Annotated in this window: 22 protein-coding genes and 2 pseudogenes; 5 read left to right on the top strand and 19 right to left on the bottom strand. The window is 43.3% G+C overall.

Going from position 1 to position 22,626, the window contains the following annotated elements; translation table 11 throughout:
- Window positions 1-204: 204 nt before the first annotated feature.
- Window positions 205-1,257 (bottom strand): hypothetical protein, encoded by a 1,053-nt coding sequence (locus tag EKN16_RS07000; protein WP_125654903.1) that lies wholly within the window; start codon window positions 1,255-1,257, stop codon window positions 205-207.
- A gap of 148 nt (window positions 1,258-1,405) precedes the next feature.
- The gene (hpaB, locus tag EKN16_RS06995) at window positions 1,406-2,854 is read right to left on the bottom strand and encodes a 4-hydroxyphenylacetate 3-monooxygenase, oxygenase component (protein WP_125654901.1); all 1,449 of its coding nucleotides are present in this window, start codon (window positions 2,852-2,854) and stop codon (window positions 1,406-1,408) included.
- 315 nt (window positions 2,855-3,169) lie between these two features.
- Between hpaB and EKN16_RS06990 the strand changes: the two genes are divergently transcribed.
- Window positions 3,170-3,985 carry an AraC family transcriptional regulator gene (locus EKN16_RS06990; RefSeq protein WP_164522701.1) on the top strand — a complete coding sequence of 272 codons (816 nt, stop codon included), beginning with the start codon at window positions 3,170-3,172 and terminating at the stop codon, window positions 3,983-3,985.
- Window positions 3,986-4,112: 127 nt separating this feature from the next.
- Here EKN16_RS06990 and EKN16_RS06985 read toward each other — a convergent pair whose 3' ends face one another.
- The 10 genes from EKN16_RS06985 to EKN16_RS06940 all read right to left on the bottom strand — a co-directional run bounded on the left by EKN16_RS06985 (window position 4,113) and on the right by EKN16_RS06940 (window position 12,206).
- Entirely contained in the window at window positions 4,113-4,937 is an 825-nt protein-coding gene (locus EKN16_RS06985) for a phytanoyl-CoA dioxygenase family protein (RefSeq protein ID WP_125654897.1), read from the bottom strand.
- A gap of 255 nt (window positions 4,938-5,192) precedes the next feature.
- Window positions 5,193-5,753: an adenylate kinase family protein gene (locus EKN16_RS06980; RefSeq protein WP_125654894.1), complete on the bottom strand. Its 561-nt coding sequence runs from the start codon at window positions 5,751-5,753 to the stop codon at window positions 5,193-5,195.
- A 167-nt stretch (window positions 5,754-5,920) separates the two neighbouring features.
- On the bottom strand, window positions 5,921-6,406 hold the full coding sequence (locus EKN16_RS06975; protein ID WP_125654892.1) for an 8-oxo-dGTP diphosphatase: 486 nt from the start codon (window positions 6,404-6,406) through the stop codon (window positions 5,921-5,923).
- 273 nt (window positions 6,407-6,679) lie between these two features.
- Window positions 6,680-7,774 carry a cytochrome P450 gene (locus EKN16_RS06970; protein ID WP_232016265.1) on the bottom strand — a complete coding sequence of 365 codons (1,095 nt, stop codon included), beginning with the start codon at window positions 7,772-7,774 and terminating at the stop codon, window positions 6,680-6,682.
- Window positions 7,775-7,879: 105 nt separating this feature from the next.
- On the bottom strand, window positions 7,880-8,458 hold the full coding sequence (locus EKN16_RS06965; RefSeq protein WP_125654888.1) for a TetR/AcrR family transcriptional regulator: 579 nt from the start codon (window positions 8,456-8,458) through the stop codon (window positions 7,880-7,882).
- Between the two features lie 145 nt (window positions 8,459-8,603).
- Window positions 8,604-8,915: a hypothetical protein gene (locus EKN16_RS06960; RefSeq protein WP_125654886.1), complete on the bottom strand. Its 312-nt coding sequence runs from the start codon at window positions 8,913-8,915 to the stop codon at window positions 8,604-8,606.
- A 438-nt stretch (window positions 8,916-9,353) separates the two neighbouring features.
- Window positions 9,354-9,788, bottom strand: coding sequence for a VOC family protein (locus tag EKN16_RS06955; protein WP_125654884.1), 435 nt, complete (start codon window positions 9,786-9,788; stop codon window positions 9,354-9,356).
- Window positions 9,789-9,975: 187 nt separating this feature from the next.
- Window positions 9,976-10,848, bottom strand: coding sequence for a helix-turn-helix domain-containing protein (locus EKN16_RS06950; protein WP_232016263.1), 873 nt, complete (start codon window positions 10,846-10,848; stop codon window positions 9,976-9,978).
- Between the two features lie 154 nt (window positions 10,849-11,002).
- Complete coding sequence (locus EKN16_RS06945; protein WP_125654882.1) at window positions 11,003-11,890, bottom strand: hypothetical protein; 888 nt, start codon at window positions 11,888-11,890, stop codon at window positions 11,003-11,005.
- Entirely contained in the window at window positions 11,850-12,206 is a 357-nt protein-coding gene (locus EKN16_RS06940) for a hypothetical protein (protein WP_125654880.1), read from the bottom strand. The genes EKN16_RS06945 and EKN16_RS06940 overlap by 41 nt, the downstream gene beginning before the upstream one ends.
- 115 nt (window positions 12,207-12,321) lie before the next feature.
- Here EKN16_RS06940 and EKN16_RS06935 point away from each other — a divergent pair.
- A pseudogene (locus EKN16_RS06935) lies at window positions 12,322-12,525 on the top strand (YnfA family protein); the annotation flags it as partial.
- A 228-nt stretch (window positions 12,526-12,753) separates the two neighbouring features.
- Here EKN16_RS06935 and EKN16_RS06930 read toward each other — a convergent pair.
- Both EKN16_RS06930 and EKN16_RS06925 read right to left on the bottom strand, forming a co-directional pair.
- Window positions 12,754-13,974, bottom strand: coding sequence for an amidohydrolase (locus EKN16_RS06930; protein WP_125654876.1), 1,221 nt, complete (start codon window positions 13,972-13,974; stop codon window positions 12,754-12,756).
- Between the two features lie 30 nt (window positions 13,975-14,004).
- A pseudogene (locus tag EKN16_RS06925) lies at window positions 14,005-14,628 on the bottom strand (ankyrin repeat domain-containing protein); the annotation flags it as partial.
- Between the two features lie 183 nt (window positions 14,629-14,811).
- Here EKN16_RS06925 and EKN16_RS06920 point away from each other — a divergent pair.
- Window positions 14,812-15,711: a LysR family transcriptional regulator gene (locus EKN16_RS06920; protein ID WP_125654872.1), complete on the top strand. Its 900-nt coding sequence runs from the start codon at window positions 14,812-14,814 to the stop codon at window positions 15,709-15,711.
- Between the two features lie 15 nt (window positions 15,712-15,726).
- Here EKN16_RS06920 and EKN16_RS06915 read toward each other — a convergent pair whose 3' ends face one another.
- Both EKN16_RS06915 and EKN16_RS06910 read right to left on the bottom strand, forming a co-directional pair.
- Window positions 15,727-16,824 carry a GerAB/ArcD/ProY family transporter gene (locus EKN16_RS06915; protein WP_125654870.1) on the bottom strand — a complete coding sequence of 366 codons (1,098 nt, stop codon included), beginning with the start codon at window positions 16,822-16,824 and terminating at the stop codon, window positions 15,727-15,729.
- Window positions 16,825-17,021: 197 nt separating this feature from the next.
- Window positions 17,022-17,471: a PCYCGC motif-containing (lipo)protein gene (locus EKN16_RS06910; protein ID WP_408636358.1), complete on the bottom strand. Its 450-nt coding sequence runs from the start codon at window positions 17,469-17,471 to the stop codon at window positions 17,022-17,024.
- A 267-nt stretch (window positions 17,472-17,738) separates the two neighbouring features.
- On the opposite strand from EKN16_RS06910, the gene katA reads away from it, so the two are divergent.
- Both katA and trhO read left to right on the top strand, forming a co-directional pair.
- On the top strand, window positions 17,739-19,196 hold the full coding sequence (gene katA / locus EKN16_RS06905; RefSeq protein ID WP_125654866.1) for a catalase KatA: 1,458 nt from the start codon (window positions 17,739-17,741) through the stop codon (window positions 19,194-19,196).
- Between the two features lie 204 nt (window positions 19,197-19,400).
- A complete protein-coding gene (trhO, locus tag EKN16_RS06900) occupies window positions 19,401-20,297 on the top strand; it encodes an oxygen-dependent tRNA uridine(34) hydroxylase TrhO (protein ID WP_125654864.1) in 897 nt (298 codons plus the stop codon).
- A 116-nt stretch (window positions 20,298-20,413) separates the two neighbouring features.
- Here trhO and EKN16_RS06895 read toward each other — a convergent pair whose 3' ends face one another.
- From EKN16_RS06895 to EKN16_RS06885, 3 genes are all read right to left on the bottom strand, one after another.
- On the bottom strand, window positions 20,414-20,782 hold the full coding sequence (locus EKN16_RS06895; protein ID WP_125654862.1) for a VOC family protein: 369 nt from the start codon (window positions 20,780-20,782) through the stop codon (window positions 20,414-20,416).
- Between the two features lie 85 nt (window positions 20,783-20,867).
- Window positions 20,868-22,196, bottom strand: coding sequence for an RNA polymerase factor sigma-54 (rpoN, locus tag EKN16_RS06890; protein WP_125654860.1), 1,329 nt, complete (start codon window positions 22,194-22,196; stop codon window positions 20,868-20,870).
- Window positions 22,197-22,254: 58 nt separating this feature from the next.
- Entirely contained in the window at window positions 22,255-22,617 is a 363-nt protein-coding gene (locus EKN16_RS06885; protein ID WP_125654858.1) for a DUF779 domain-containing protein, read from the bottom strand.
- Between the last annotated feature and the right edge of the window lie 9 nt (window positions 22,618-22,626).

Here is a 22,626-nt window from a genome sequence, read left to right as displayed (position 1 = left end):
AATATACCAGTGAGAATGTATGTTCGCAAGTGATTTGCCACATCGAAACAAATCAGATTCGCCTACTGGACTCGTCGGAGTCAGATTAAGTTCTTGTCATCGCCAAATGGTAAGAACATAAACTGATAACTAAAAAAAGCCCGCAATTTAAGCGGACTTGATTCGAAAAAATTCTTGTCCTTCGCCATGAACCTTAACCCAGTTTTATTCCAGCGTTCCATGAATGCTGCGGACAAACGGTTCTGGATCGTCGAGCGTCAGATAAATCGTATCCACCCAGCTAGGTAGAAATAACAGACCTTGAATGAGAACCGGCTGCCTCAACCTAAGTCGGACGTTCGGGGCCGCGAATAAAGGCAGCGCTGCACCCTTCCGCGACTTTGCGTCGAGAGTGAATTCGCGGGTGCTATGAGAATCGGCGATGAGAGAAATCGGTATGTCCGCCTGAATGCGAAGCCCGTAACGCAGATTCAACACACCTTTTCTGATCCTTACCGGATTGAGCACAGATGCCCGGCAGTCGGCCCAAAGCAGCGCCAGCAGCCACACATCGGCAGCACTGAGTACCCAAGCCGCAGGATGTGACCACTGCTGAACAAATAGGTGGACAAAGACGCCTTCGAACACGATGATTTTCGTCAAAATGGCAGCGAACATCACTTGGTTCGATTGTTTAGTGTAAGAGTATTCCCGGTCTGCAAGATCTGCTGAGGATGGCGGAATTTTCTTCCTTTTCCAGGAAAAGAAAAGGTAGTATATCAGGCTGAGATCATGAAGCAGGATACTGGCCATAATCCCGTCCCCCATGCCACCCTTCACAGTGATGCGAAGCGCTTCCCCGGTATCGCGCTCGCTGGCTCTTACTTCCCAAAATCGTCGAACAAGCCTCATAAGAAGTCGGATCTCATAACCGATGAACAAAGCTTCTGCCGTCAAGAGTAGTAGCTCTACGGGCCATGCCGTACTCCATACCATATGACGGAGCGCACCAGGTAAAGCGAGCCATGCCGTAAGTGCACCGAGCACTGGTAAGGGCAGGATTGCGGAAATGGATTTGCTTTTGCGCCGTACTACAAGCATCCAATAGAGGAAAGGGATGACGAGCATGAAATCGAACAATACCGCATAGATTAGCAGCCTATCGTCTGGTGAACCGCTTGCAGAAATGCGAACAATGGTCGTATCTGCCATCAAGATCATTACCGCCACCACGGCAAACCATAACCACAAAGGCTTGCGAATTAGTGTTTCCGTCATACCTGATTTCCACCTCATCATGGATTATTTATACCATTATCTTACTTGAATGGTTAGGCATAAACCAATCGATTTCAGAAGGGAATTATGACAGAAAATAGAACAAATTGCTCGATGCTTCGGCGTCAGAGCCGAAGCATCGATGCGATTAAGATAGAAAATCTCTGACACGGTTCTTAAAGGTTTCTCTTCCTTTGTATCCATTGTATAGACGGTTGTTCACTGTGGTGGAATTTCCAAAGAAAAAACGCTCGTAGACTGATTGCCTGCCGCCAAACGCGCTGACGCTCAGCTCCCACGCCAATCTGGATAACTGCACATTTGCTTTGGCATCCAAGTCTATGCCTTTCAGGTAACGGTTCAATTGACCGCTGATATCGGTGTCAAAATCCTTTTCTTCCGGGATCATAATCAGGCCGCTGCCACCAATTAATTGGATGATTTCAATCATACGAGGATAGATTTTCGGAAAATAAGCATTGGCAGCAAGAAGTGGCTTCCGATTGGGAAGCATACTGCCCCACCTGTCGGGGGAAGCTCCCTTCTCGGCTGCAAGCTGAAGCGCCTTGAGCGTTTCCAGTGCGAGAATGACTTCCGTCACCTTCTCAATCATATGGTCATGGCTGTCCAGTCCGGCCGCTTCGATCATCGTTTCAATGGTTCCCAGAAGAAACTCCGTTTTGGCAATGTTTTTGCACATTATCTGTGCGCTGGCATGGGTATGAAAACGGCTTTCGTTGATCAAACGGAACGCCAGATTTTCATTCCCACATATGAATACCCGGTCCCATGGGACAAGCGCGTCATCGAAAATGACCAGTGTATCCATCTCCTCAAATCGAGAACTCAGAGGATAATTATACGCGGATTCGCCGCCGACAAAGCTTTCTCTGCAAATGAACCGGACCCCGGGAAGATTGCTCGGCACTGCGAATGCGAATGTATAAGGACTTTCCTCAGTGCTTACCGAGGGAAAGGGTGCTGGGAATACAAGAATTTCATCCGAGGTTGCCCCTTGTGTGTCTAACAGAAAAGCTCCACGGATAACGATGCCGTCCTTATTCTTTTCCATTACACGGGCCGCCACCGGCTCTTCAAATGTCTTTAAAAAGGTCGACAGCCTGCCCGCCTTCGGTTGGATAAACACATGGGAAAGGGTGATGTCATTTTCCCGGCAGTATTCATAGTAACGCCTCAAATTAGAGGCATATTGGGGAGTTTCCTCTTCCAGAAGTCCCGCTGCTGCGGAGAAGGCCATAATCGCCGTGTTCATATAATCGGGGGCACGGCCCAGAAAGCCGTGATGCGTGTATGCCCAGGTCTGCATCATCTTTCTTCTAGCAGCAAGCTCCTTCTTCGTCTTTGGCTGCATGAAGGAAAGTCCAACCGGATCGCATGTCAGCGGTGAAGAATAAGACATTGTTGCTTTCCATCTTTCATCCTGCTGCATATCGTACATAGAAGCTTGAGTCGTCATAAGCCCCTTGAAAGCTTTATGCTCCGATATAGCCCCCTTCACCTGCTCACCTGCTATCCTGACATCGGGCAAGTGCTTATTTATCCGTTCAATATATTGCTTACCATTTTTAACCGGCATTGTCCAATCGCCTCCTTGATGCTATGTTACTGTATTCTGATCAAGGAAGCTTTGCATAAGCGGATACCTATTGGACAATTGAACAGAAGAAATTATCAAGACAGGACATTTAATTTGTCTTCTTTCGATTGTTATCTACATTCTTGTTGTCATCAATAACTGTTTTAGCTCATTGATTTCCTGCTCTGTCAGTTTATCTTCCGTGGTGCCACTCGTAAGCACTTGGATTTGTCTCGTAAAACAATTAATTTGATGTAATATTTCATGAAATTGATGTATATTAGTACAAATTACATCACTAAGGGAGTGGGAGTCATGTCTTACATGGATATCCCCTATAGATTAGAGGTACAAGCAGCTGTTCCCCTTTGTAAATTTTTGTCCATTTGGAAAGTGCAAGCTAACGATGCTTATCAGGTTAACAAAGGAGAGGGATTTCTTACACCTGGCCTATTCATCATTTATGAAGGAATAGGAGCCTTCTCTCAATCAACAGAACGATATGAATTACTGCCAGGTACGTTTTTTTTCGTTCGGGAAGCTATCCCGTGTTCTTACAGATGTCAAATGGATAACTGGAAGTTTTATTTTCTCGACTTTAGCAGTCTTGAAATGACCCACTTTCTCAATCTTCCGATCTGTGAGGTCGTATTAACGGGGAAAATGACGGAGGCCACACAACTATGCGAGCGATTAATCGACAATCTGATTGTACAACCGGTCGGCTACGCCTATTCTGCCAATCTACTACTTCATGAGGTATTACTGCTCTTCGCAAGGGAACAATCGGTTTCAGAAACAACCCGTCATACTGAATTGGACAAGATACTTTTCTATATGCACAAAAATATTGACAAGCCTTTCCGAATCGAAGAACTTGTGCAGCAAAGCGGCTTGTCCCGCACCACCTTCTTTGCCCGTTTTCGTTCCACAACCGGGATGTCTCCAAGTAATTATATGTTAAAGCTGAAGCTGGAGTCGGCGAAAGCATCGCTCGAAACGACAAACTTGTCGGTTAAAGAAATCGCATCCGCCCTGCATTTTTATGACGAATTTCACTTTTCTAAGCTGTTTAAAAGAAACTACGGTCAGTCTCCAAGTGCATTTCGTGGTCAGAAAGATTCCAAATAACCACTTCAGCTATTTTCTTCTAAACCAGCTAGTTACGGCAATCTTTGTTTGCAGGAATACGCTTAAAGTCCTTCCAAGAAAAAAGGGGCACTCAAGGCGGCTGTCTTTGAGTGCCCCTTCTCTTCTATTACTTAAAATGACCGCTCGGTTTTTTGCCGCTCCATCTCTCGTCCACCTTCTCGTTTACCGACTGGTATCTCGCGTCTACGCTAATCCGATAGTGATTCGTGGTATTCTCGAGCGAACAGTGAAGTAAATACATGCCGAAAATGAGAACATCTCCAGCTTCAAACGTTGTTGTCGCCCACGTCCCACCAAACTTTTCCGTAATGACAAGTGGATCATCGGTATAGTGGCCAATTCCATCCCGATCTGAATCTTTCGAGCCATAAGACTTTTTCAATTCCTCGAAACGATGCGATCCCAGACAAATAGCAAGTCCGCCCATTTCATACGAGACGTCTCCTAGCGGCGACCAAACGGTATAGACGTTATGCGTCCCTCTTCCCATATAGACGATGTCATAGTGAGCCCCGGTGAAATCTCCCTTACCAACCGCACGAAGCCATTTATAATGATACGTTAACGACTGTTCGCCAAGAAATTCGTCAAAAAAAAGCATGATATATTCCCCGTTTAACACATTAAGCAAAGCTGGCAAGTCCTCATTCGTACCGCCCATGAAAATACTCCTACTGCCGTCAGCCATGACGCCTTCTTCAAGCAAAGTGTCACGATCCAGCTTTCCCATCCGATCCATTTTTTCTAAAATACTTGTTCGGGCATGCAGAACCTTCTGCCGATCATGAAATCCGCGAATCAGCAAGAATCCGTCTTCCTCCATCCGCTCGCGAAGTGCTTGCACATCGTGTAAGATTTCATTCGAGCTTCTCAGCTCCGTTAAATGCGGTCCACCCATCTCCAATTCTCGATTACCTACCTTAACCATCATCTTCACATACACTCCTCTGCTTGGAAAAACCATTTGGTTCGTTACTTTGTAAGCTAAGTGTAGGTGAATTCAACGAGGTATTCCATGGATGGCGGTCTTAATTCCATGTATAATCGTACAGACTCTAGACTACTTCAGAAATCCGATCTGTTGGAATGATTAATAAGTGGCATTCTTATAAAACAATCGGCAATCAATTTTTGGATCAGTCTTACCTGGAAGCTTCTCCCCTCGCATTCCTCGATGTGACTCAAATCATTGATTCATTAAATAAGTTACAATTGAGTGTATAGTTTTATTAAAATTAAAAGAGCTCTCAAAGTATTTAAGATTACATTTCTCACATTCCTCTCTTATTCTTATGCTGTCTGTTTTTATCCGCTCTAATACCGTTACAATTTCAGCATAATTAAGGTCTTTCAAACCGTCATTTTCTGTTTTACTAGAATGAAATTTCATTTCTTCTACACTATGCTTAACATTTAATTCTGCCAAGCCAATAAAACATGGTTTAACTTTCCCTGAATACCTCTGTTCGAATTGAGATACATAACTTGGTATTAATTGTACTCCTTCTACGGTGTAATCTATTTCATTCTCAACCATAGCTGTCATTAAAGGATTAACTACTTTCCACAACTTTTGTCCAGTTATGAAGTCACCCTCAGTTGGATAAACCCCGAATTCTGGTATTCCATTCGCAATTCCCATCATTAAATAATCTAGAGATAAATAGGGTATTTCCGATTCTTTTAAAATTCTTTTTGCTGATGTTGTTTTCCCACTTCTTGATGCTCCTCCAATGATATAAAGCATCGTTACCTCCAAAATTAGTAAGATTTCTAGATACCCTCAGGCTTTAATTTTCTGTAATCTCTTCCTAATATCTGTTTAATCTAGCATTGCTAGATTGGAAGGGACTATCTCTTAGTATTGGCGTATCTAGGTCAACTTCTTCTCTTGTTACCAGATAGTTGAACAGCTTAACCCAATCTTCTAAGCTTATCCTCGATTGCAATATGATTATCTTCATCCCAAACAACTGAAATTTCAAATGTTCCAGGCTCAAAGAATAAGGGAAACCTTCGTTTATACCAAGGCTGCATGGGCAGCTCTAGTGCTTCATTAATATCTACCCAAAGAAGCTCTCCTTCTGGAGGATTGGATAACAATTCGCCCTCAAATTTTTGAGCAAGATAATTAAATACCATGTACCTATAATTTGTTTTTGGAACAACATATTCATCTATTCCTTTAAAGACTAGATCCTCTGGTTTTACGATAAGTCCGGTTTCCTCCCAAAGCTCTCTCATAGCTCCTTCAGCCATACTCTCTGGAAAATCAACCTTTCCTCCTGGACCGAGATACCCTGGAAAACCTTGGCTAGTGGGACGGTTAATCAGCAATACTTTGTTCTCGGATTGAACCAAACACATGGTATACATTCCGTACTCAATTTTATTCGACATCTAGCATCCTCCATGAAGTTGAATTTGCTCATTAAACGATTCTCCGGGCATCAAGCCTCAAACTATATTACCATATTTAGGAACCCAAGGTCCTGATTTTTAAATTCCCTTGGGCTAGAACTGTGTCCACAAGAAGAAACGGCTAACGCCGTCCTTGGCGGCGAAGTAAGTTTCTTCCCTCTGAAAAATAAGCAAAGTATGGAGAAAACTTATACTTTCTTATTTTTTAAAATGAAAAATCCGCGCAGGGCGCGGATTCTTATGGGTCTGCCATTACCTCAAAATAATAGGCAAGTCTTTTACACCGAATATGATCCAACTCTCAATCCGCTCCAAGCCATGAGAACGATCACGACGGAAATTCGGGAACCGCTCAAGCAGCGTTTCAATTGTAATTTTACTTTCCAACCGAGCTAACTGCGCTCCCAGACAGAAGTGAATACCGTGGCCAAAAGCAAGATGAGGATTAGGATTCCTGCGGATATCGAAAATTTCCGGATTCTCAAAAATCTCTTCGTCATGGTTCGCCGAGCCGATCCAGATGTTGACCATTTGTCCAGGAGTAAGTGTTTGACCGCGTAGAACCGTGGTCTTTTTTACCGTTCGAATCATCGTTTGAACAGGTGAACAATAACGAAGAACCTCCTCTAGCGCCTGTGGAATCAAGGAACGGTCCGTGATAAGCTGCGCTCTTGCATCCGCATTACTATCGATGCAGAGCATTGCCGAGGAAATCAAATTGGTTGTGGTCTCATTTCCTGCTACAAGCAATAGAATGCAAAAACCGATTACTTCCAGATCACTTAATTGTTCCCCATCTACCTTTGCTAAGACGAGATTACTTATGAGATCATCCTGCGGTTCACGTCGTCGCTTATCCGCAATTTCGGTAAAATAGACGCTCATCTCTTGCTGGCATTGATAATATCGCTCGGAGTCGTTCCCGACCAACGCATCCGACCATTGTTTGAAACGCCCGCGATCTTCCGGAGGAACGCCTAGCATTTCGGCGATGACGATAATCGGTAGAGGACTAGCAAAATCATGGAGTCCATCCATCTTTCCACTGGCTTCCACCTGGTCACATAATTCAAGCGCTATCGACTTAATCTTTGGTGCCAGTCCTTCGATCATCCGAGGACTAAATGCTTTAGAAACGAGCATTCGCAATTGCCGATGCTTGGGCGGGTCCTGTCTTAGAATGCTCGTATCAATGGGATCGTTCATCGATTCTGTACCTTGCGAAGAAAAATCTTCATGATTAGTAAAAATCGCTTTAACATCTTCGTATTTGAAAACATCCCATGCCCCGTTCTCCTCTTTTAACGACACCGGGTAAGTAGCACGCATTTGTTTAAAATAAGACAAAGGTATCAGTTCGTTAGGCGTTCCCCAATTCATACTTTTCACCATCGCTTCTTTTTATTTTTAAACTGACTAGTCAGTACATAAACTCCATAAAAAAAGGTGAATTTACTCACCGGTAGTCACTAACAGACCTGACGTAATGATCGTATAAAAGAATCGTTCCATATGATCACGAGATAATTCATTTCTGTTGTTTATAAAATAATTACTTGCGCCTTCGAGCATCCCAACAATCCCCGCCGCGGCTAAATTACAGTTAACATCACGAAGCACGCCTTCTTGTTTTCCTTCTTCTAAGACTTCAGCAAGAAAATGAATATAATCAATCCGCAGTTTTTTCAGTTCTTCCAGCACTTCCTGATCGATACCATTGGATAATTCATTAAACACGATATGTGCTAAACCGCTGGATTCCAAAAACAGATCGAGATTATGCCTAATGATCCTTTTAATATGTTCTTCTAAGGTTAGATTGGCTGTAAGATCAGTACGAACGCGATCAATAATATCCTGAAAGCCCTCCATAACAAGCGTTTTGAACAATTGGGCCTTACTGGGAAAGTGATAGTAAAGCGTTCCCTTAGCGACATTTGCTCTCAGGGCGATTTCATCCATGCTTGCCCGATGGTACCCATTTTCCGAAAATACTTCAACCGATGCATGAATAATTTTCTCTTTGCTCAACGAATATCCGCCTTTCGTTATTAATGGAGAAACTGACTAGTCAGTACGAATGGATTGTAACATATTGGTAAAATAAGTGTCAACTAGATCTCCTTAAAGATGCAGCGCCGCCGAGTAAGAGAGTCTTATAATCCGAATTTTTAACTCATGAAAATATCACGTATGCTATTAAGCCGAGCATGGGCAAGATCCAGATTAACGGTATGCCGTTCCAGATCAGCGCAGCCTTATACTTCCGCCGGGAATAACAAACCCATCCCGCAATTAGTGCGATGAGAAGTCCCACCGGGTAAAGTAAAATATAAGAAAAAATGAGCCAGGTCGTAGGGTCTGTCGCTGCCTGAGGACTATCGAAACCCATAACGGACATTCCGGCAATAAACAGCCATACGAATATAAACAAGGAATAAATGATTTGTGACACGATTAATATCCAAAGCGTTTTTTTCTGTTTCATCCCTTTTACCTCTGTTCATACTGGTTTGGTTTTTAATTTTCTAATCCTACTAAATCTTGGAAATTCATGGAATGGCGTCGACTTCACATGAAAGGCTCCATAGGGGGTTTCAAACGTATGCCGTTTATTTGTATTTTTTCGAGGGAATATTCCAAATTATACCTCACCAAGCCAACAATTGAACATACACTTAAGAAGGTCAGCGAGTCTTTTCTTTTCTAGAAGAGCCGCATTCTCAAAGGAAGGAACCAACTCGTCTGCTCCTCCTGCAACAATAATAATCTATACAAGCACAACTTTAATTGAGAGATTATAATATCAAACTTTCTCTATAAAAAAAAGCCTGATTTCTCAAGCTTTTTCCTGAAAAAATTATGGGCGCATTTCTATCCTCGGACAGCTGCTTCTATCAACGGCATGCGATCATCGTAGAATAAGTTAACTCACAAACATGGCGAGGAATCGCTTCTGCATTTCCTCCGGATTCACGACTTCAATAGTAGTTGAGATCATCCAATAATGTCCAAAGGGATCCTTCACACTTCCCGCTCGGTCACCGTAGAATTGATCCGTCATTGGATTAACGATTATTGCACCAGCCGCAATCGCCTGATGGAACAGCTTATCCGCATCGTCGACCTGCAGATGGATACCAACCGTTGTATTGCCAATCGTTTCCGGCCCCAGAATGCCGTATTCGGGATATTCACCGGCAATTGATATTTTGGCTCCGCCGATTGTAATTTCAGCATGAGCTACTTTGCCTCCGGGCTCCGTCAAGCGGTATATCTCTACGGCATCGAAAGCTTTTTTATAAAACTCAATCGCCTCCGCAGTATTCTTGATCCATAGAAACGGGCTTGCTTTATCCATATAAATCCACCTCTCTCTTTCCCGAATAAGATGAGCCATATGTAGTATCGCTAGATGCGATCAAGCTGACTGTTCCCGCCTCATATAAATAGTATAACCATCCTCCAAACAATCTTATAGTAAAAAATTGACCCTTTATTTAATAATTCAGGTCCGATACTTACATAGTCTGCAATTGAATAAGGCTTTAATCGTGGATCGCAATATGATTATGATGCCTGCCTTGCCTTGAGAAATAATCAGTAGGGTTGAGACTGGAGAAAGCCTGAAAATCTTTTATAAAATGCATCTGATCATAATAACCGCAAGCAATAGCTACATCCAACCAATTGACGCTCTTAGCGTGGTCTATTCTTTTCAATACCTCCTGAAAGCGGCGCAGACGAGAGAAGAGCTTAGGACTCAACCCTACTTCTTCTTTGAATAGCTGGATAAATCTCCTTTGGCTTAAACCGATTTGTCCGACCACATCTGAGAGAGGTCTTTTAAACGGCAAACTCAGAAATTCGTTAAGTACGAAGCTTACTGCCGGATGTAATATCAGAGGTCGGGAGGCCAGCTTTATAAGACTTTCTTCAAGTGTTCGAAACTTATCATCTACCGTTTTTGAGAGAAGCAGCATCTCACGCAGCTCATCGGCTTTTGCTCCCCACAGAGTATCCAAGGATACATGAATATTATGTAGTTCATTCACTGGCATTTTAAGAAATGGATAAATACCTCCTGGCTTGAAATGTATGCCCATAACCGTGGTCTCTACAGAAGTATCAATGATGAAAAAATCCGTATGCGGCCCGCAAATGACAGAGCTTCCATACGTCCGTAATTGGTCCTTATTTTCTCGATCATATAGCTTAATCTTATCTTCACGCAGGTTAATCACGAGCTCAATTGAACCATCAGGTAACGTGAGCTCCTTCGAATGAGACGGATTATAACCTTCGAGATACCAGAAAAGATCAACAAAACCTGATAATGGGGTTTGTGGAATATAAGTTTGCAGCAGCATGGCAGATGCACGACAGGAGCAATGGATGTTTAATCCGTAGAGTCGCTCCATCCTTTCTTTGGAGTACTAGAAGTAACGAAATGTGCCTCAAGCTCAAGCAATCGTTTAAACTTTTTGCGCGGACCCGAATCAGACTATTTTCAATATTCCTCGTGAGCCGTTGTATATCCGCACCTATCTTCAATCGAATAAGCGTCCAATATGATTATGCCGGGGAAATCTGCTTTGTTTGCGCAGCAACAACACGGACATTCGGATACCCTAACGATTGCAGCACTCCACTCGTCGTAAATAGCCGCCCCGCCAGTACGATACTGTTATTCGGCGTGAGCTCGGTGCGGGCTAGTCCGTCTTTGGAAAGCAATGGAAAGTTATACTTTGCAGCTGTTCCTCGCTTCTCGCCGAGCTGCAACCCTAGTCCGCCAAGCAGCGGTTGAACGGGAATGTAAAGCGTGCCACCACGTTTCACGGTGAAGGGAAGTGGAACCTTTGTATCCCCTACCTGAAGTTCATGCTCATACCGAATTACAATTTGCGGGTTCCACTCCTCCAGTACGCTCGCATCAAGGTTAGTCGGAACCCTTTCTCCATAAGATGTATACTGCCTCTCGAAACGTTTCAGCTCTTGTTCCACCGCTTTTCTTATCTTCCCGGTTGCCGTTTCCATGATATATGGCGTCCTTGCTGGTTCGTTGTAAACAAACAGCACCTCTCGATGCGCTGGGTCAAAGCCCTTCAAGGAACCATATGCGATATGCTTCACGCTGCCTGCAGCCGCATCCAAAAGCAGTAGTTCGTTCTGCTTGGCCGTTGAGTTGTACTTGCACATGATCAAGCGCTTGCTATCAAGCCAATAGAGCCCTTCCCAACGGCTGTTGGAACGAATCAACTCACGGATCTCGCCAGTGCTAGTCTCCTTCACAAGAAGACTGTACCCCTGCCAGTTGCCCTTATCCGGCGAATTAACGATCGTATAGCCATACTGGCGATCCGGGGACAAGTAGTACGACATGCCTCGATAGACGATTTTGTCCTTAAGATTATAATAATAACTAGGCCCCCCCCAGCCATAAATACCAATCTGGTGTATCATGCAATGTTATTCGATACTCAGACTCTTGGACACCGTCACCGGCATCGTACACCATACCGTATGGCATCCCATAATTTTTATTTAACCGAGACCAATGCCCTTCTTTATCCTTTACGACGACATAAGCGGAATCGTAAGACTCACGATTAGGATACCATTCAAAGAATCTTAGACCCGTTTGTTTGTCTACCAAGCTGGTCCTTAGCATAGCTGTCTCTTGCTTAGATGCTGCCGCATGGACGGCAGTCGTTGTTCCTGAAATGGACGTAAACAGCAAAGCTGCACTTAACGCCATCGAGACCGTTACTTTCTTCATTACATCACACTCATTCCCGTCATATTTTTACATTTATTCAAATTCATAACGATCTCTAGACGTGCATGCATCTATTTATGTTTCATTGTCGACTGTTTTCTCTTCATGCGATAATCTTATTTTGTATGGCATCATACCAACGCTGCAAAGCTTCCCATCGTTTGGACGAGTCTATGCAGCCTATGGAGGTGTATTTGTAGTTCTCGCAGTGTTATGGGGTTGGTTCGTTGATAAAAAAACACCCGATCTGTACGATTGGATTGGAGCAGCTGTTTGTGTTGTGGGAGTTTCCATTATGCTATGGGCTCCCAGAAGTTAATACTAAATCACGAGTCCCTATTGATCCTGCTAACTGCCCCTTATACCAAATCCCTGCCCTGCCAATATCCACTATTGTGAGCAAACTTACCCTATGAATTAGTAGAGAGTTCCCTACAAAAAAGGGTAGGCTGAATGACTTCCATTCGGCCTACCCCTGTTTTCTTTATCGCTTATTTACCCGCTGCTTCAGCGACTCCTAAGTAGTCAGCATGATTGTATCGGAAGCTTATAGCGAACCGCTTACAAGTCGCCCCTCGAACCATACCGCTTGACGCCCTGTTCTTCGTGCTACCGCTTCCGCTGAGCAGCTTGCAGGCAGCATTACAAAGTTTGCGGTATCTCCAGCCTTAGGCCATACCTGCTCCCCTTGCTGATTAAGTGGTGTTATCCCGCCTGTAATGAATCCAAGTGATTGTGACAAAGACAATTCATCCGAACATCCATACAATTCTGCGAACCGTCCAGCCTTCTCCAATTGATCTCCATTTCCGAAAGGAGACCAGTGATCTGTTAGGCTATCTGTTGCCAATTTCACTTTTACACCTTGCTCATCCAGCATCGGAAGCGGCATCGTTGATCTTCCAATTGGCACAGTCGAGGCGATGGCCATGCGAAGCGATGCCATTCTCTTCGCTACTTCCTCCGCCTCTTGCGGCTCGGCACCTGCAAACCAAAAAGCATGGCTGACTGTAACTTTCCCTTGCAATCCAGCTTCTTCTGTCAGATCAGCTAGACGCATGATCGTTTGCTTGCCAGCTTCGCCTCCATCATGCAAGTGAATATCTATGCCAGCATCATTCATAACCGCCAGCTCTACCATGATCTGCAGCGACTTCTCGACATCCCCATCCACCGTATGCGGATCAACTCCGCCTACATGGGATGCCCCCTCTGCCAATGATTGTTTTACGAGTTGGACGGAATCCGATCGAAGCAGTCCATGCTGCGGAAAAGCAACAATCTCAGATGATATTTTACCCGAGAAATTGTCAAGGGCTTGCTTGGTTGCCTCTAATCGGCGCAGCCCGCTGACAGGTTCGATATTGCAATGGCTGCGGACATGTGTAGCGCCAAATGCTTGAATAAGTGTCAAGATACTCTCCGCTTGCTGCTGCGCCATTGGCAGGAGCTTAGGCAGCAATATCTTCTCTTCCTCAATCCGTTCGAAAATGCTTGATACACGCTTTACCGCTTTCCACGGTCCATTAAAATACGTTTTATCCAAATGAATATGCGCTTCCTCAAAAGAAGGCAGCATCAATAGCTCTTTACAGTCGTATTGAGGAAGATTACTCTGAGGCACTTCTTTCGTCTCAATAACCTCAGCTATAGCAGTACCCTCAATTCGAATATGACAAAGCTTCGTATCCGTGCCAGCCACTTGTCCATCTTCCATGACATAACCCTGCTCTAATCTTACATTCGTTAACCAATAAGAAGTATTCAAAAGGTCATCCCTTCCTTTTCCCTTAAGCTCTCAATTTGTATTAGTCAAAGCCCTAGCGTCTACTAAAATACTTGCAATGGCTGTAAAATGATTCGCTCTTGCATGCTGCAGAGGTGTAACTCCATTCTTATCTGGAATATTCACATCTGCTCCATATTCAATGAGCAGCTGGATGACTTGCTGCTGCTTTTCACCGCCGTTATTTAAGATAATTGCTTCCATCAACGCCGTCCATCCTAGATTGTTAACGTGGTTAACATTTACTTTTGACCGGGTAAGCAGCTCCTTAACGACTTCAACATAACCGTGTTCCGCTGCGGGTATGAGTGCTATTCCACCATAACGATTCGTAATCGTTGAATCAGCGCCAGCATCAATCAAGACCTTTACGATTTCTAGCAATCCTTGTGCACCAGCGTATAAGAAGGGATTATCCCGTTTGTGATCTTGCAGATTAATATCGGCTCCAGCTTCAATTAATGCTTTAACCGTATTAACTTTATTACCATGTGTAGAGGCTAGAATCGCGGTTCGCCCTAGTTCATCTTGTGTATTGATATCTGTCCCGTCTTTGATCCATTGTAATACGGTATTGGTATCTCCGTTTTCAGCTGCCTGAAAAAACGTTAGATTCATTGACACCACGTCCTCTTTGTCAAAGTTTGCAAGATGCTAACATCCTATCAGTATCCCCTATCTATCTATCTATCTATCTATCTATCTATCTTCCTTTCTTCCTCTTCTACTTCTATGGTACCATAGCCATTGACATACGGAAAATATTTATAAAGTTCATTTTGCATACTTTTATCATTCGGTTAGGAGGGGATTCCTTGGATGGACATTCGCCAACTTCGCTATTTCATTGCTATCGCTGAAGAGAAGCAAATTACCGTTGCAGCCCAACGCTTGCACATGACACAACCCCCGCTCGGGCAACAATTGAAAGGTATGGAGCAAGAACTTGGGGTCCAACTTGTTATACGAACAGGTAAAGTATTGGAACTGACCGACGCAGGACAGGCCTTATATAAGCATGCCCTCCACTTGACGAAGCTCTTAGAAGAGTCGGAGATCGAAGTAAAAGAGATTGGCAGCGGTACGCGAGGCAAATTGATGGTAGGCGTTAACACATTGTCTTGTGTCCCATTACCGCATATATTGCGTATTTTCAAAAGTCGCTACCCTAGTGTCACCTATAAAATACAACAAAATGAATCCGTGCAGCTTCTTCGTCTCATAAGAGAACGTTCTATCGAGCTTGCAATTGTACGGCTTCCGCTTGAGCTAAGCGATTTTGAAGTGTTGAAGCTTCAATCCGAGCCCTTTTATTTTGTAACTGCCAAAACTTCCTTGCCTGAATCGCAGCCATTCACCTATAGTGATATCCAGCATTATCCGCTCATTTTGCCAAGTAGAGAAGGTCTTGGGCTTTATCAGAGCATTATCGATCAATTTACCGAGCGTGGTTTGCATGCGAATGTGATTGGGGAATGTTCTGATATCGTAACGTTATTGGAGTGGGTGTCCTCTGGAGATGGGACAACGATCGTACCGGAGTCTATTCTTAAATTACATCGCGGGTATGAGGTTCAAGCCTTCGCAATCGCAGACAGCCAGCTAACCTTTGCAACGGGATTAATCTGGCTGAAGGATCGCTATCTAACAAAAACGGCACAGCATTTCATCGAGCTCATGAAAGAGATGGCATACGAGGCAAAGGAATATCGTTGTTAGGTACATCGAACACGACTAGGATAATCGCCTACGAAATCGATTATAGACAAGAATATATAAATATAATAAGAATGGAAACACATAAGCGAACCATATCCCAAATTCACTTATGAATTGCTGCCATTTTAGGGCCTGATTCCATGAAGGATGCAATACGATGACCGACGTAATGAACAATAGGAAGAATACAACGGCATGCGGAGCGGGATCCTTTTTCCCTGACAATTGGCCTGTACAAAAGATCGCAACAAACATACAAGGCAGCCATGCGGTCGAAATAATAAACAAGTAAAGAACCAAAAAGATCATATCAAATCGTTCGAGAAATCGAAATTGAATGACTTTTAACAAGCTTAGTAGAGGTTCATTATAGTTCGTAATGTCGTCTGGACTGAAATAAGCGAAGCAAATCAGGGTAATTCCAAGGTAAACGAACAAAGTCAACGTGTTGGCAATAACAAGTCCACGAATAGCAAGCTGCTTTTTCTGTAAAAAAGGGTAGATGATAAACACGATTTCGAAACCGAGAAAGGATAAAATCGTCCCTTCTAATCCATTGAAGATCGGCGTCCATCCTTCTTTAATGAGCGGAAGCAAGTTAATCCAGTGGCTATCCTTCAATGGGATCAGTAGAACAAATGGCATCCACATCATCATATAAAAAACGAGTTCACAATACCGGCCCAATACGCGCAAGCCGTTCTTAGCAACAAAATATCCTGGCACAATTAATAGAATCATCAAGATAAAATCCGGAGTCAGCGGTAAAAACCAGTGTTTGACGAAGAGCACCGTTATCAAGAGTATGATCCAGGCAAAAAATGCAAAATAAAAAATAACAGGGATGATGAAGATCTTCCCTACTACTTTGCCGAAAAGGCGAATCATCAGATCCGATAAGGTATCGTTCGGGTACTTTTTCATTATCTGCACAATCAAAATACTGGCGATCATGGTGCAGCACCAGCCAATGATAAGAGAGATCCAACCGTCCGTTCCCGCTTTAATAGCCAGGTCCTTAGGTAAAGAGAATATGCCTGTTCCTACTTGGGTTCCGTGAATGATAAAAATAAACTGCATAAAGGTAATTTCGTTGAATGCGTATTTTTTCATGGAACCTCTCTTTCCATTGTCAATTAAAGGATTTACATAAATTATCGGTTAAATACATGCTTTTTACACTTTGAGCAATAAATTAAGCAGTTCCTCTTTCTCTAGAGATGCAAAGAGACCGTCCCGGTAAATCGGGACGATCTCTTATGCCTTCGGGTTGCTTACCTTCACAGAATCAGCATTCACTAATATCTCATTCACATCGGCAATGGCGTAGCTGTTGGTTTGACAGTGCTTTGTTCGTAAGTTTTATCAATAAACACACGAATTTCTTTTAAGGACTTACCCTCTTGTTTCATTTTAATGGCCTGCACTGCAATTTGAAGGCAAACCCCGCAGCGGGTTCCGTGGTCATCCCATACAAGAGAACCATCCTTATTAACCTCTTTCACAAAACAGTTCATATTGCTGGCATGTCCTGCACTCTCACCGCAACCACAAAAACAAGGAATCCACTTAAGTATTTCTGTTGATTTACCTACTGCTTCATATACCATGCGAATTTCTTCGGGTTGTTCTTTTAAAAATGACGGCATTATCCGATTTGATGTTGTCTTTTCTTGTAAATCACCACTCATCGTATGCTCCTGATGAACTTGTTCTTTGTTTGATCCACATGCCGAAACAACAAATGCAAGAGATAACATGATCAGAGTACTTTTATACGGGAACTTCATTTTTTCCTCCTAGTGATTATGAGAATTAATTTAACATTCTAACTACATCTACAGCCATCGCGCTCAATAGACGTTGCCACCCCCAAATTATACCTTAATAAACCAGTAATTGAACATACAATAACGGAGGTCAATTATTGAGATTAGACTTTCTAATTATAAATTTACATTGATTATTTAATTATAATTATTATAATATATAGAGAGTTACTAAATAGATCAAGGAGGGATTCTGCTATGTCTACGAATAAGAATAATCTTACTACAAGCTGGGGGGCTCCCGTTGGGGATAACCAAAACTCCATGACAGCCGGTTCGCGTGGACCCACATTAATTCAAGATGTCCACCTACTAGAGAAATTAGCGCATTTCAATAGAGAGCGTGTTCCTGAACGTGTTGTGCATGCTAAAGGCGCAGGGGCACATGGTTATTTTGAAGTCACAAAGGATCTGTCCCAATATACGAAAGCTAACTTCTTATCCGAGGTTGGCAAACGTACGCCAATGTTCATTCGTTTCTCTACAGTTGCCGGTGAACTCGGCTCGTCCGATACGGTGCGTGACCCTCGGGGTTTCGCTGTGAAGTTCTACACCGAAGAAGGAAACTATGATTTGGTCGGTAACAATACCCCCGTCTTCTTCATACGTGATGCGATTAAATTTCCTGATTTCATTCATACTCAGAAACGACACCCACAAACCCATTTGAAGAACCCGAATGCGGTATGGGATTTCTGGTCCCTATCTCCTGAATCTTTACATCAAGTAACGATATTGATGTCCGATCGTGGCATTCCCGCTACCTTAAGACATATGCATGGATTCGGAAGCCATACCTTCAAGTGGGTGAATGCTGAAGGTCAAGGGGCATGGATTAAATATCATTTTAAAACCGAGCAAGGTGTTAAAAACCTGGACGTCAACCTTGCCGCTAAACTAGCTGGTGACAATCCAGATTATCATACGGAGGATTTATTCAATGCCATCGACAAAGGCGATTTCCCTGCATGGAAGCTGCATGTTCAGATCATGCCTTTAGAGGATGCTGACACCTACCGTTTCGATCCATTCGATGTTACAAAGGTGTGGTCTCAGAAGGATTATCCATTAATTGAAGTGGGACGGATGGTATTGGACCGAAATCCAGACAATTATTTTGCTGAAGTAGAGCAGGCCACCTTCTCTCCTGGCTCATTTGTTCCTGGTATCGAGGCATCTCCTGATAAAATGCTGCAAGGTCGGTTATTCGCCTATGCTGACGCTCATCGCTATCGCGTGGGTACGAACCATAATACGCTGCCGATCAATCGCCCAGTGGCTGAAGTGAATAATAATCAGCGTGACGGACAAATGCGTTCCGACAGCAATGGCGGGGCTTCCACCTATTACGAGCCCAACAGCTTTGGCGGACCTAAAGAGTCACCTGAGAACAAGCCAGCTGCATTTCAGGTATCTGGTGAAGCTGATAGTGTTGCTTATGACCATGATGATCATTATTCGCAGGCCGGAGACTTGTATCGTCTACTCAGCGTTGAGGAACGTGAGCGGTTAATCCAAAATATCGTTGGTGCAATGAAGCCGGTTGAGAATGATGAAATTAAACTTCGTCAGATCGGACATTTCTATAAAGCAGATCCAGCGTTTGGAAAAGGAATTGCGGATGGGCTTGGCTTGACTGTACCGGAGGGTGTTTAAACCACTTAGCTCAACTAACTAGCATACCATTGAATGCAACCCATCTTCTGGTATTTTATAAACTTAAATGTTGATTATGTATTTATTATTTGCTATGATTACAAAAGTACTGTAGCTTTTACCTTCTATGAGCGGAAGAAAAGAGTATTCTCTTTTTCTTCCGCTATTCTTATGCCCAATATTAAATGAAAGGTGCTATTAAACATGAGTAACTATCGTATATTACTTTTTTACAAATATATCTCTATTCCTGATGCCGAAGCCTTGGCGGCCCAACATCTCCAATATTGTAAGGATCTTGGGATAAAAGGACGGATTTTAATCGCTGAGGAAGGAATAAACGGCACATTATCCGGCACATTAGAACAGACGGAAGACTATATAGCTGAAATGCATCGCAACCCTCTCTTCTCTGATCTCGTCTTCAAAATCGATGAAAGTGAAGACCATGCCTTTAAAAAGCTTTTTGTACGCTATAAACAAGAATTAGTTACGCTGCGATACCCGATTAAACTCGATCCAAATACAGATGGTGGTGAAAGACTCGCACCTAAGGAGTTTCATGAGTACTTGCAAAGGGATGACGTTCTCGTACTAGATGGACGAAGCGGTTATGAATTTGATTTAGGTCACTTCCGTAATGCAATCAATCCTGAAGTGGATTCATTCCGTGAGTTCCCCTCGTGGATTCAAGAAAACCTCGCGGAGCACAAAGAGAAAACCATTCTAACCTACTGTACAGGCGGTATCCGCTGTGAAATGCTAACCTCCGTTCTTCGTGATCAAGGCTTCAAAGATGTCTATCAATTAGACGGCGGCATCGTCACCTATGGTAAAGATCCCGAGGTTCAAGGCAAAGGCTTCGATGGTAATTGTTATGTGTTCGATGAGCGTGTTTCCGTGCGTATTAATCAAACAGACGAACATATTATTGTTGGCGAATGTCACCATTGTGGACAGCCAACAGACAAATACATCAACTGCGCGGATGATACCTGCCATCTACAGCATCTCTGCTGCGATGACTGCGAGAAAGCACATAATAGCTATTGCTCCAGTGAATGTGAAAGTAATGATAAAGTTCTGGTAAATGAAGCATAAAGCGAGTGTAAAGAAGCCTCCCCCCTTGTTTAAGAGGAGAGGCTTCTTTGATTGTGGAGAATCGCATTCCAACTAAAATCAAAGTATATTATGTGTTTGCGCTGCTTGACGTTGTGTTAATTATTAACAATCATTATTCTGTTTCCATCTAAATCATCAAACACAAAAAAAGAGGTTTCCCCAAAAGATACTATATCCCTTGTTTTACCGCCTGCATTCATAATCACCGCTTGTGCATCTTCAAGATTGTTTGCCTTAAATGAAAACAGTGGGTGTTTACACGGTTCGAAATCTTCTTCCAAGTTACTATCAAGTACAATATTCGGTGAATTAATATCAAGGTTATAAAGGCTTCCATACGGACCTGATTTGATGACTAACCCCAAAATATCACTGTAAAAATTCACTGCTCTTTCCATGTTTCTTACTGGAACAAATACGAAATGAATACTGTTTTCAATATTTGACTTTGTTTCCTGTACCATATTTTTAGAAACCTCCCAAGATTTCGTCTCCCTTTGTTAATTCAATCCTACCATATTATGGATGGTAAGAAATAAACAAAGACCCTCACTTGAATTTACATGAGGATCTTTGTCTTTTTCGCTCCGCAGCGGTATACAAGTGTAACTGCTCACGGTATTTGGTGACCGTTCTCCTTGCAATTAGAATGCCGTCCCTACGCAGTAAATCGGTGATTTTCTGATCGGATAATGGTGCAGCTTTATCCTCCTCCTTGATTAAATGACGGATACTATCCTTCACACGGAGTGCAGATACATCTTCTCCATCGGTATGTCTAATCGCGGATGTGAAAAAATGCTTGAGCTCAAACAGTCCCCAGGGTGTTCGAACATATTTACCGTTTACCGCACGGCAGATCGTCGATTCATGTAGTTGCACCTTTTGGGCGATATGCTTCAAACTCATTGGCCTCATTTGTGAAGTACCACTCATGCAGAAGTCGGTCTGATAGGCAAAAATAGCCTGCCCTACCTGAAGCAATGTCGACTTACGTTGACTGATGCTTTGGAGCAACCATTTGGCGGCTTTCCAGTTATTCCTCAAATATTGTGCCGTATTCTTGTCATGCTGACACTTCATCATATCCATATAAATGCTGCTTATGGTAACGGTAGGTGTTGAAGCTTCCAAGATCCCAAGCTCATAACTGCCGTCTGGTTGACATTTCAATAAGAGATCAGGCTTGATATAATGTATCTTTTCCTGTTGGTATGCAGCGCCTGGGTTTGGATTCAACATACTAATTTTATCGACAGCCGTTTGAATCTCCGTCAATGATACCGAATATTTGGAAGCTAATTGAAGCAATCTGCCCTGCGCAATATGGTTCAATTCATGCTTGACGAGTTCAAGTACCAGAGAGTCCTTCTCCCCTAGCCGTTCCATCTGTATAAGTAAACACTCTTCCAGCGATGCGGCAGCGACGCCATAAGGCTCCATGAGCTGAATAATGCCTGTGGCCATTCGAACAGTTTCCATGGAAGTCGCCATCTGCTCAGCCATCCATCCCATTTCTTTAGCCAAATAACCTCGCTCATCCAGACTACCAATAATCAGCTTGCACAGCCGATAAACGGTTTTGTCCAATTGAAGCTCATTGAGTTGTTCCAATAATACGGTTTCCAGCGTAAGTTCTTCACTTGAATGGTGCTGCAGCATCCTGCCCTGATCAATCGAAGCGGTCCCGCGACTCGAACCTACTTGGATGGGGGCAAATGAATCTCCGCTTATTTCTATAAAAGGATTTTCCAACGCCCTTTCCTGCATATAAGTTGTCAAATCGAAGGAGGACATTTGCAAAATCTCCACTGACTGTCGAAGCTGCGGTGTCAGGGTCAACTTTTGTACCAACGCGGAGTTTAATTGCAATTCCATGTCTGATGTCCTCCTTTGATCAATTTGACAGCGCTTTCTTACACTATTATACTACCCGTTATAGAAGTTGCAAAGCGCGCTGTTCCTCTTCCGTAAACATACGAGAACGAGTCAAAAAGCGGCGACCTTCTGGATTTTCCAGAGAGAACATGCCTCCCCTGCCTGTAACAACATCGACAATGATCTGTGTGAATTTCCAATAATCATATTGCAACTTGCTCATATAGAATGGAGCGCCACCAATTTCTCCAAGCTGCACATCACTATCTCCGATAAGTAACTCACCCAGTGGATAACACATCGGCGAGCTTCCATCACAGCATCCTCCAGATTGATGAAACATGACAGGACCATGTTTGGACACCAGCAGATCAATTAATTCTAGAGCTTCATCGGTGGCGAGCACCTTTTGAACATTCATCCTCATCAC

Origin of the sequence: Paenibacillus baekrokdamisoli (assembly GCF_003945345.1) — a bacterium.
Lineage (GTDB): Bacteria > Bacillota > Bacilli > Paenibacillales > Paenibacillaceae > Paenibacillus_Z > Paenibacillus_Z baekrokdamisoli.
The sequence above is the reverse complement of the archived record's forward strand: the minus strand, read 5'-3'. Positions and strand labels throughout refer to the sequence as shown.

Coding starts and splice junctions, on each gene's coding strand:
- EKN16_RS06895 (WP_125654862.1), bottom strand. CDS start 20,782: ATGGTACAGGAAACAAAGTCAAATATTGAAAACAGTATTCATTTCGTA.
- EKN16_RS06920 (WP_125654872.1), top strand. CDS start 14,812: ATGGACATTCGCCAACTTCGCTATTTCATTGCTATCGCTGAAGAGAAG.
- EKN16_RS06975 (WP_125654892.1), bottom strand. CDS start 6,406: ATGTCGAATAAAATTGAGTACGGAATGTATACCATGTGTTTGGTTCAA.
- EKN16_RS06990 (WP_164522701.1), top strand. CDS start 3,170: ATGTCTTACATGGATATCCCCTATAGATTAGAGGTACAAGCAGCTGTT.
- rpoN (WP_125654860.1), bottom strand. CDS start 22,196: ATGGAATTGCAATTAAACTCCGCGTTGGTACAAAAGTTGACCCTGACA.
- katA (WP_125654866.1), top strand. CDS start 17,739: ATGTCTACGAATAAGAATAATCTTACTACAAGCTGGGGGGCTCCCGTT.
- EKN16_RS06960 (WP_125654886.1), bottom strand. CDS start 8,915: ATGAAACAGAAAAAAACGCTTTGGATATTAATCGTGTCACAAATCATT.
- hpaB (WP_125654901.1), bottom strand. CDS start 2,854: ATGCCGGTTAAAAATGGTAAGCAATATATTGAACGGATAAATAAGCAC.
- EKN16_RS06915 (WP_125654870.1), bottom strand. CDS start 16,824: ATGAAAAAATACGCATTCAACGAAATTACCTTTATGCAGTTTATTTTT.
- EKN16_RS06940 (WP_125654880.1), bottom strand. CDS start 12,206: ATGAAGAAAGTAACGGTCTCGATGGCGTTAAGTGCAGCTTTGCTGTTT.
- EKN16_RS06980 (WP_125654894.1), bottom strand. CDS start 5,753: ATGCTTTATATCATTGGAGGAGCATCAAGAAGTGGGAAAACAACATCA.
- EKN16_RS06945 (WP_125654882.1), bottom strand. CDS start 11,890: ATGATACACCAGATTGGTATTTATGGCTGGGGGGGGCCTAGTTATTAT.
- trhO (WP_125654864.1), top strand. CDS start 19,401: ATGAGTAACTATCGTATATTACTTTTTTACAAATATATCTCTATTCCT.
- EKN16_RS07000 (WP_125654903.1), bottom strand. CDS start 1,257: ATGACGGAAACACTAATTCGCAAGCCTTTGTGGTTATGGTTTGCCGTG.
- EKN16_RS06885 (WP_125654858.1), bottom strand. CDS start 22,617: ATGAATGTTCAAAAGGTGCTCGCCACCGATGAAGCTCTAGAATTAATT.
- EKN16_RS06985 (WP_125654897.1), bottom strand. CDS start 4,937: ATGATGGTTAAGGTAGGTAATCGAGAATTGGAGATGGGTGGACCGCAT.
- EKN16_RS06950 (WP_232016263.1), bottom strand. CDS start 10,848: ATGGAGCGACTCTACGGATTAAACATCCATTGCTCCTGTCGTGCATCT.
- EKN16_RS06955 (WP_125654884.1), bottom strand. CDS start 9,788: ATGGATAAAGCAAGCCCGTTTCTATGGATCAAGAATACTGCGGAGGCG.
- EKN16_RS06910 (WP_408636358.1), bottom strand. CDS start 17,471: ATGTTATCTCTTGCATTTGTTGTTTCGGCATGTGGATCAAACAAAGAA.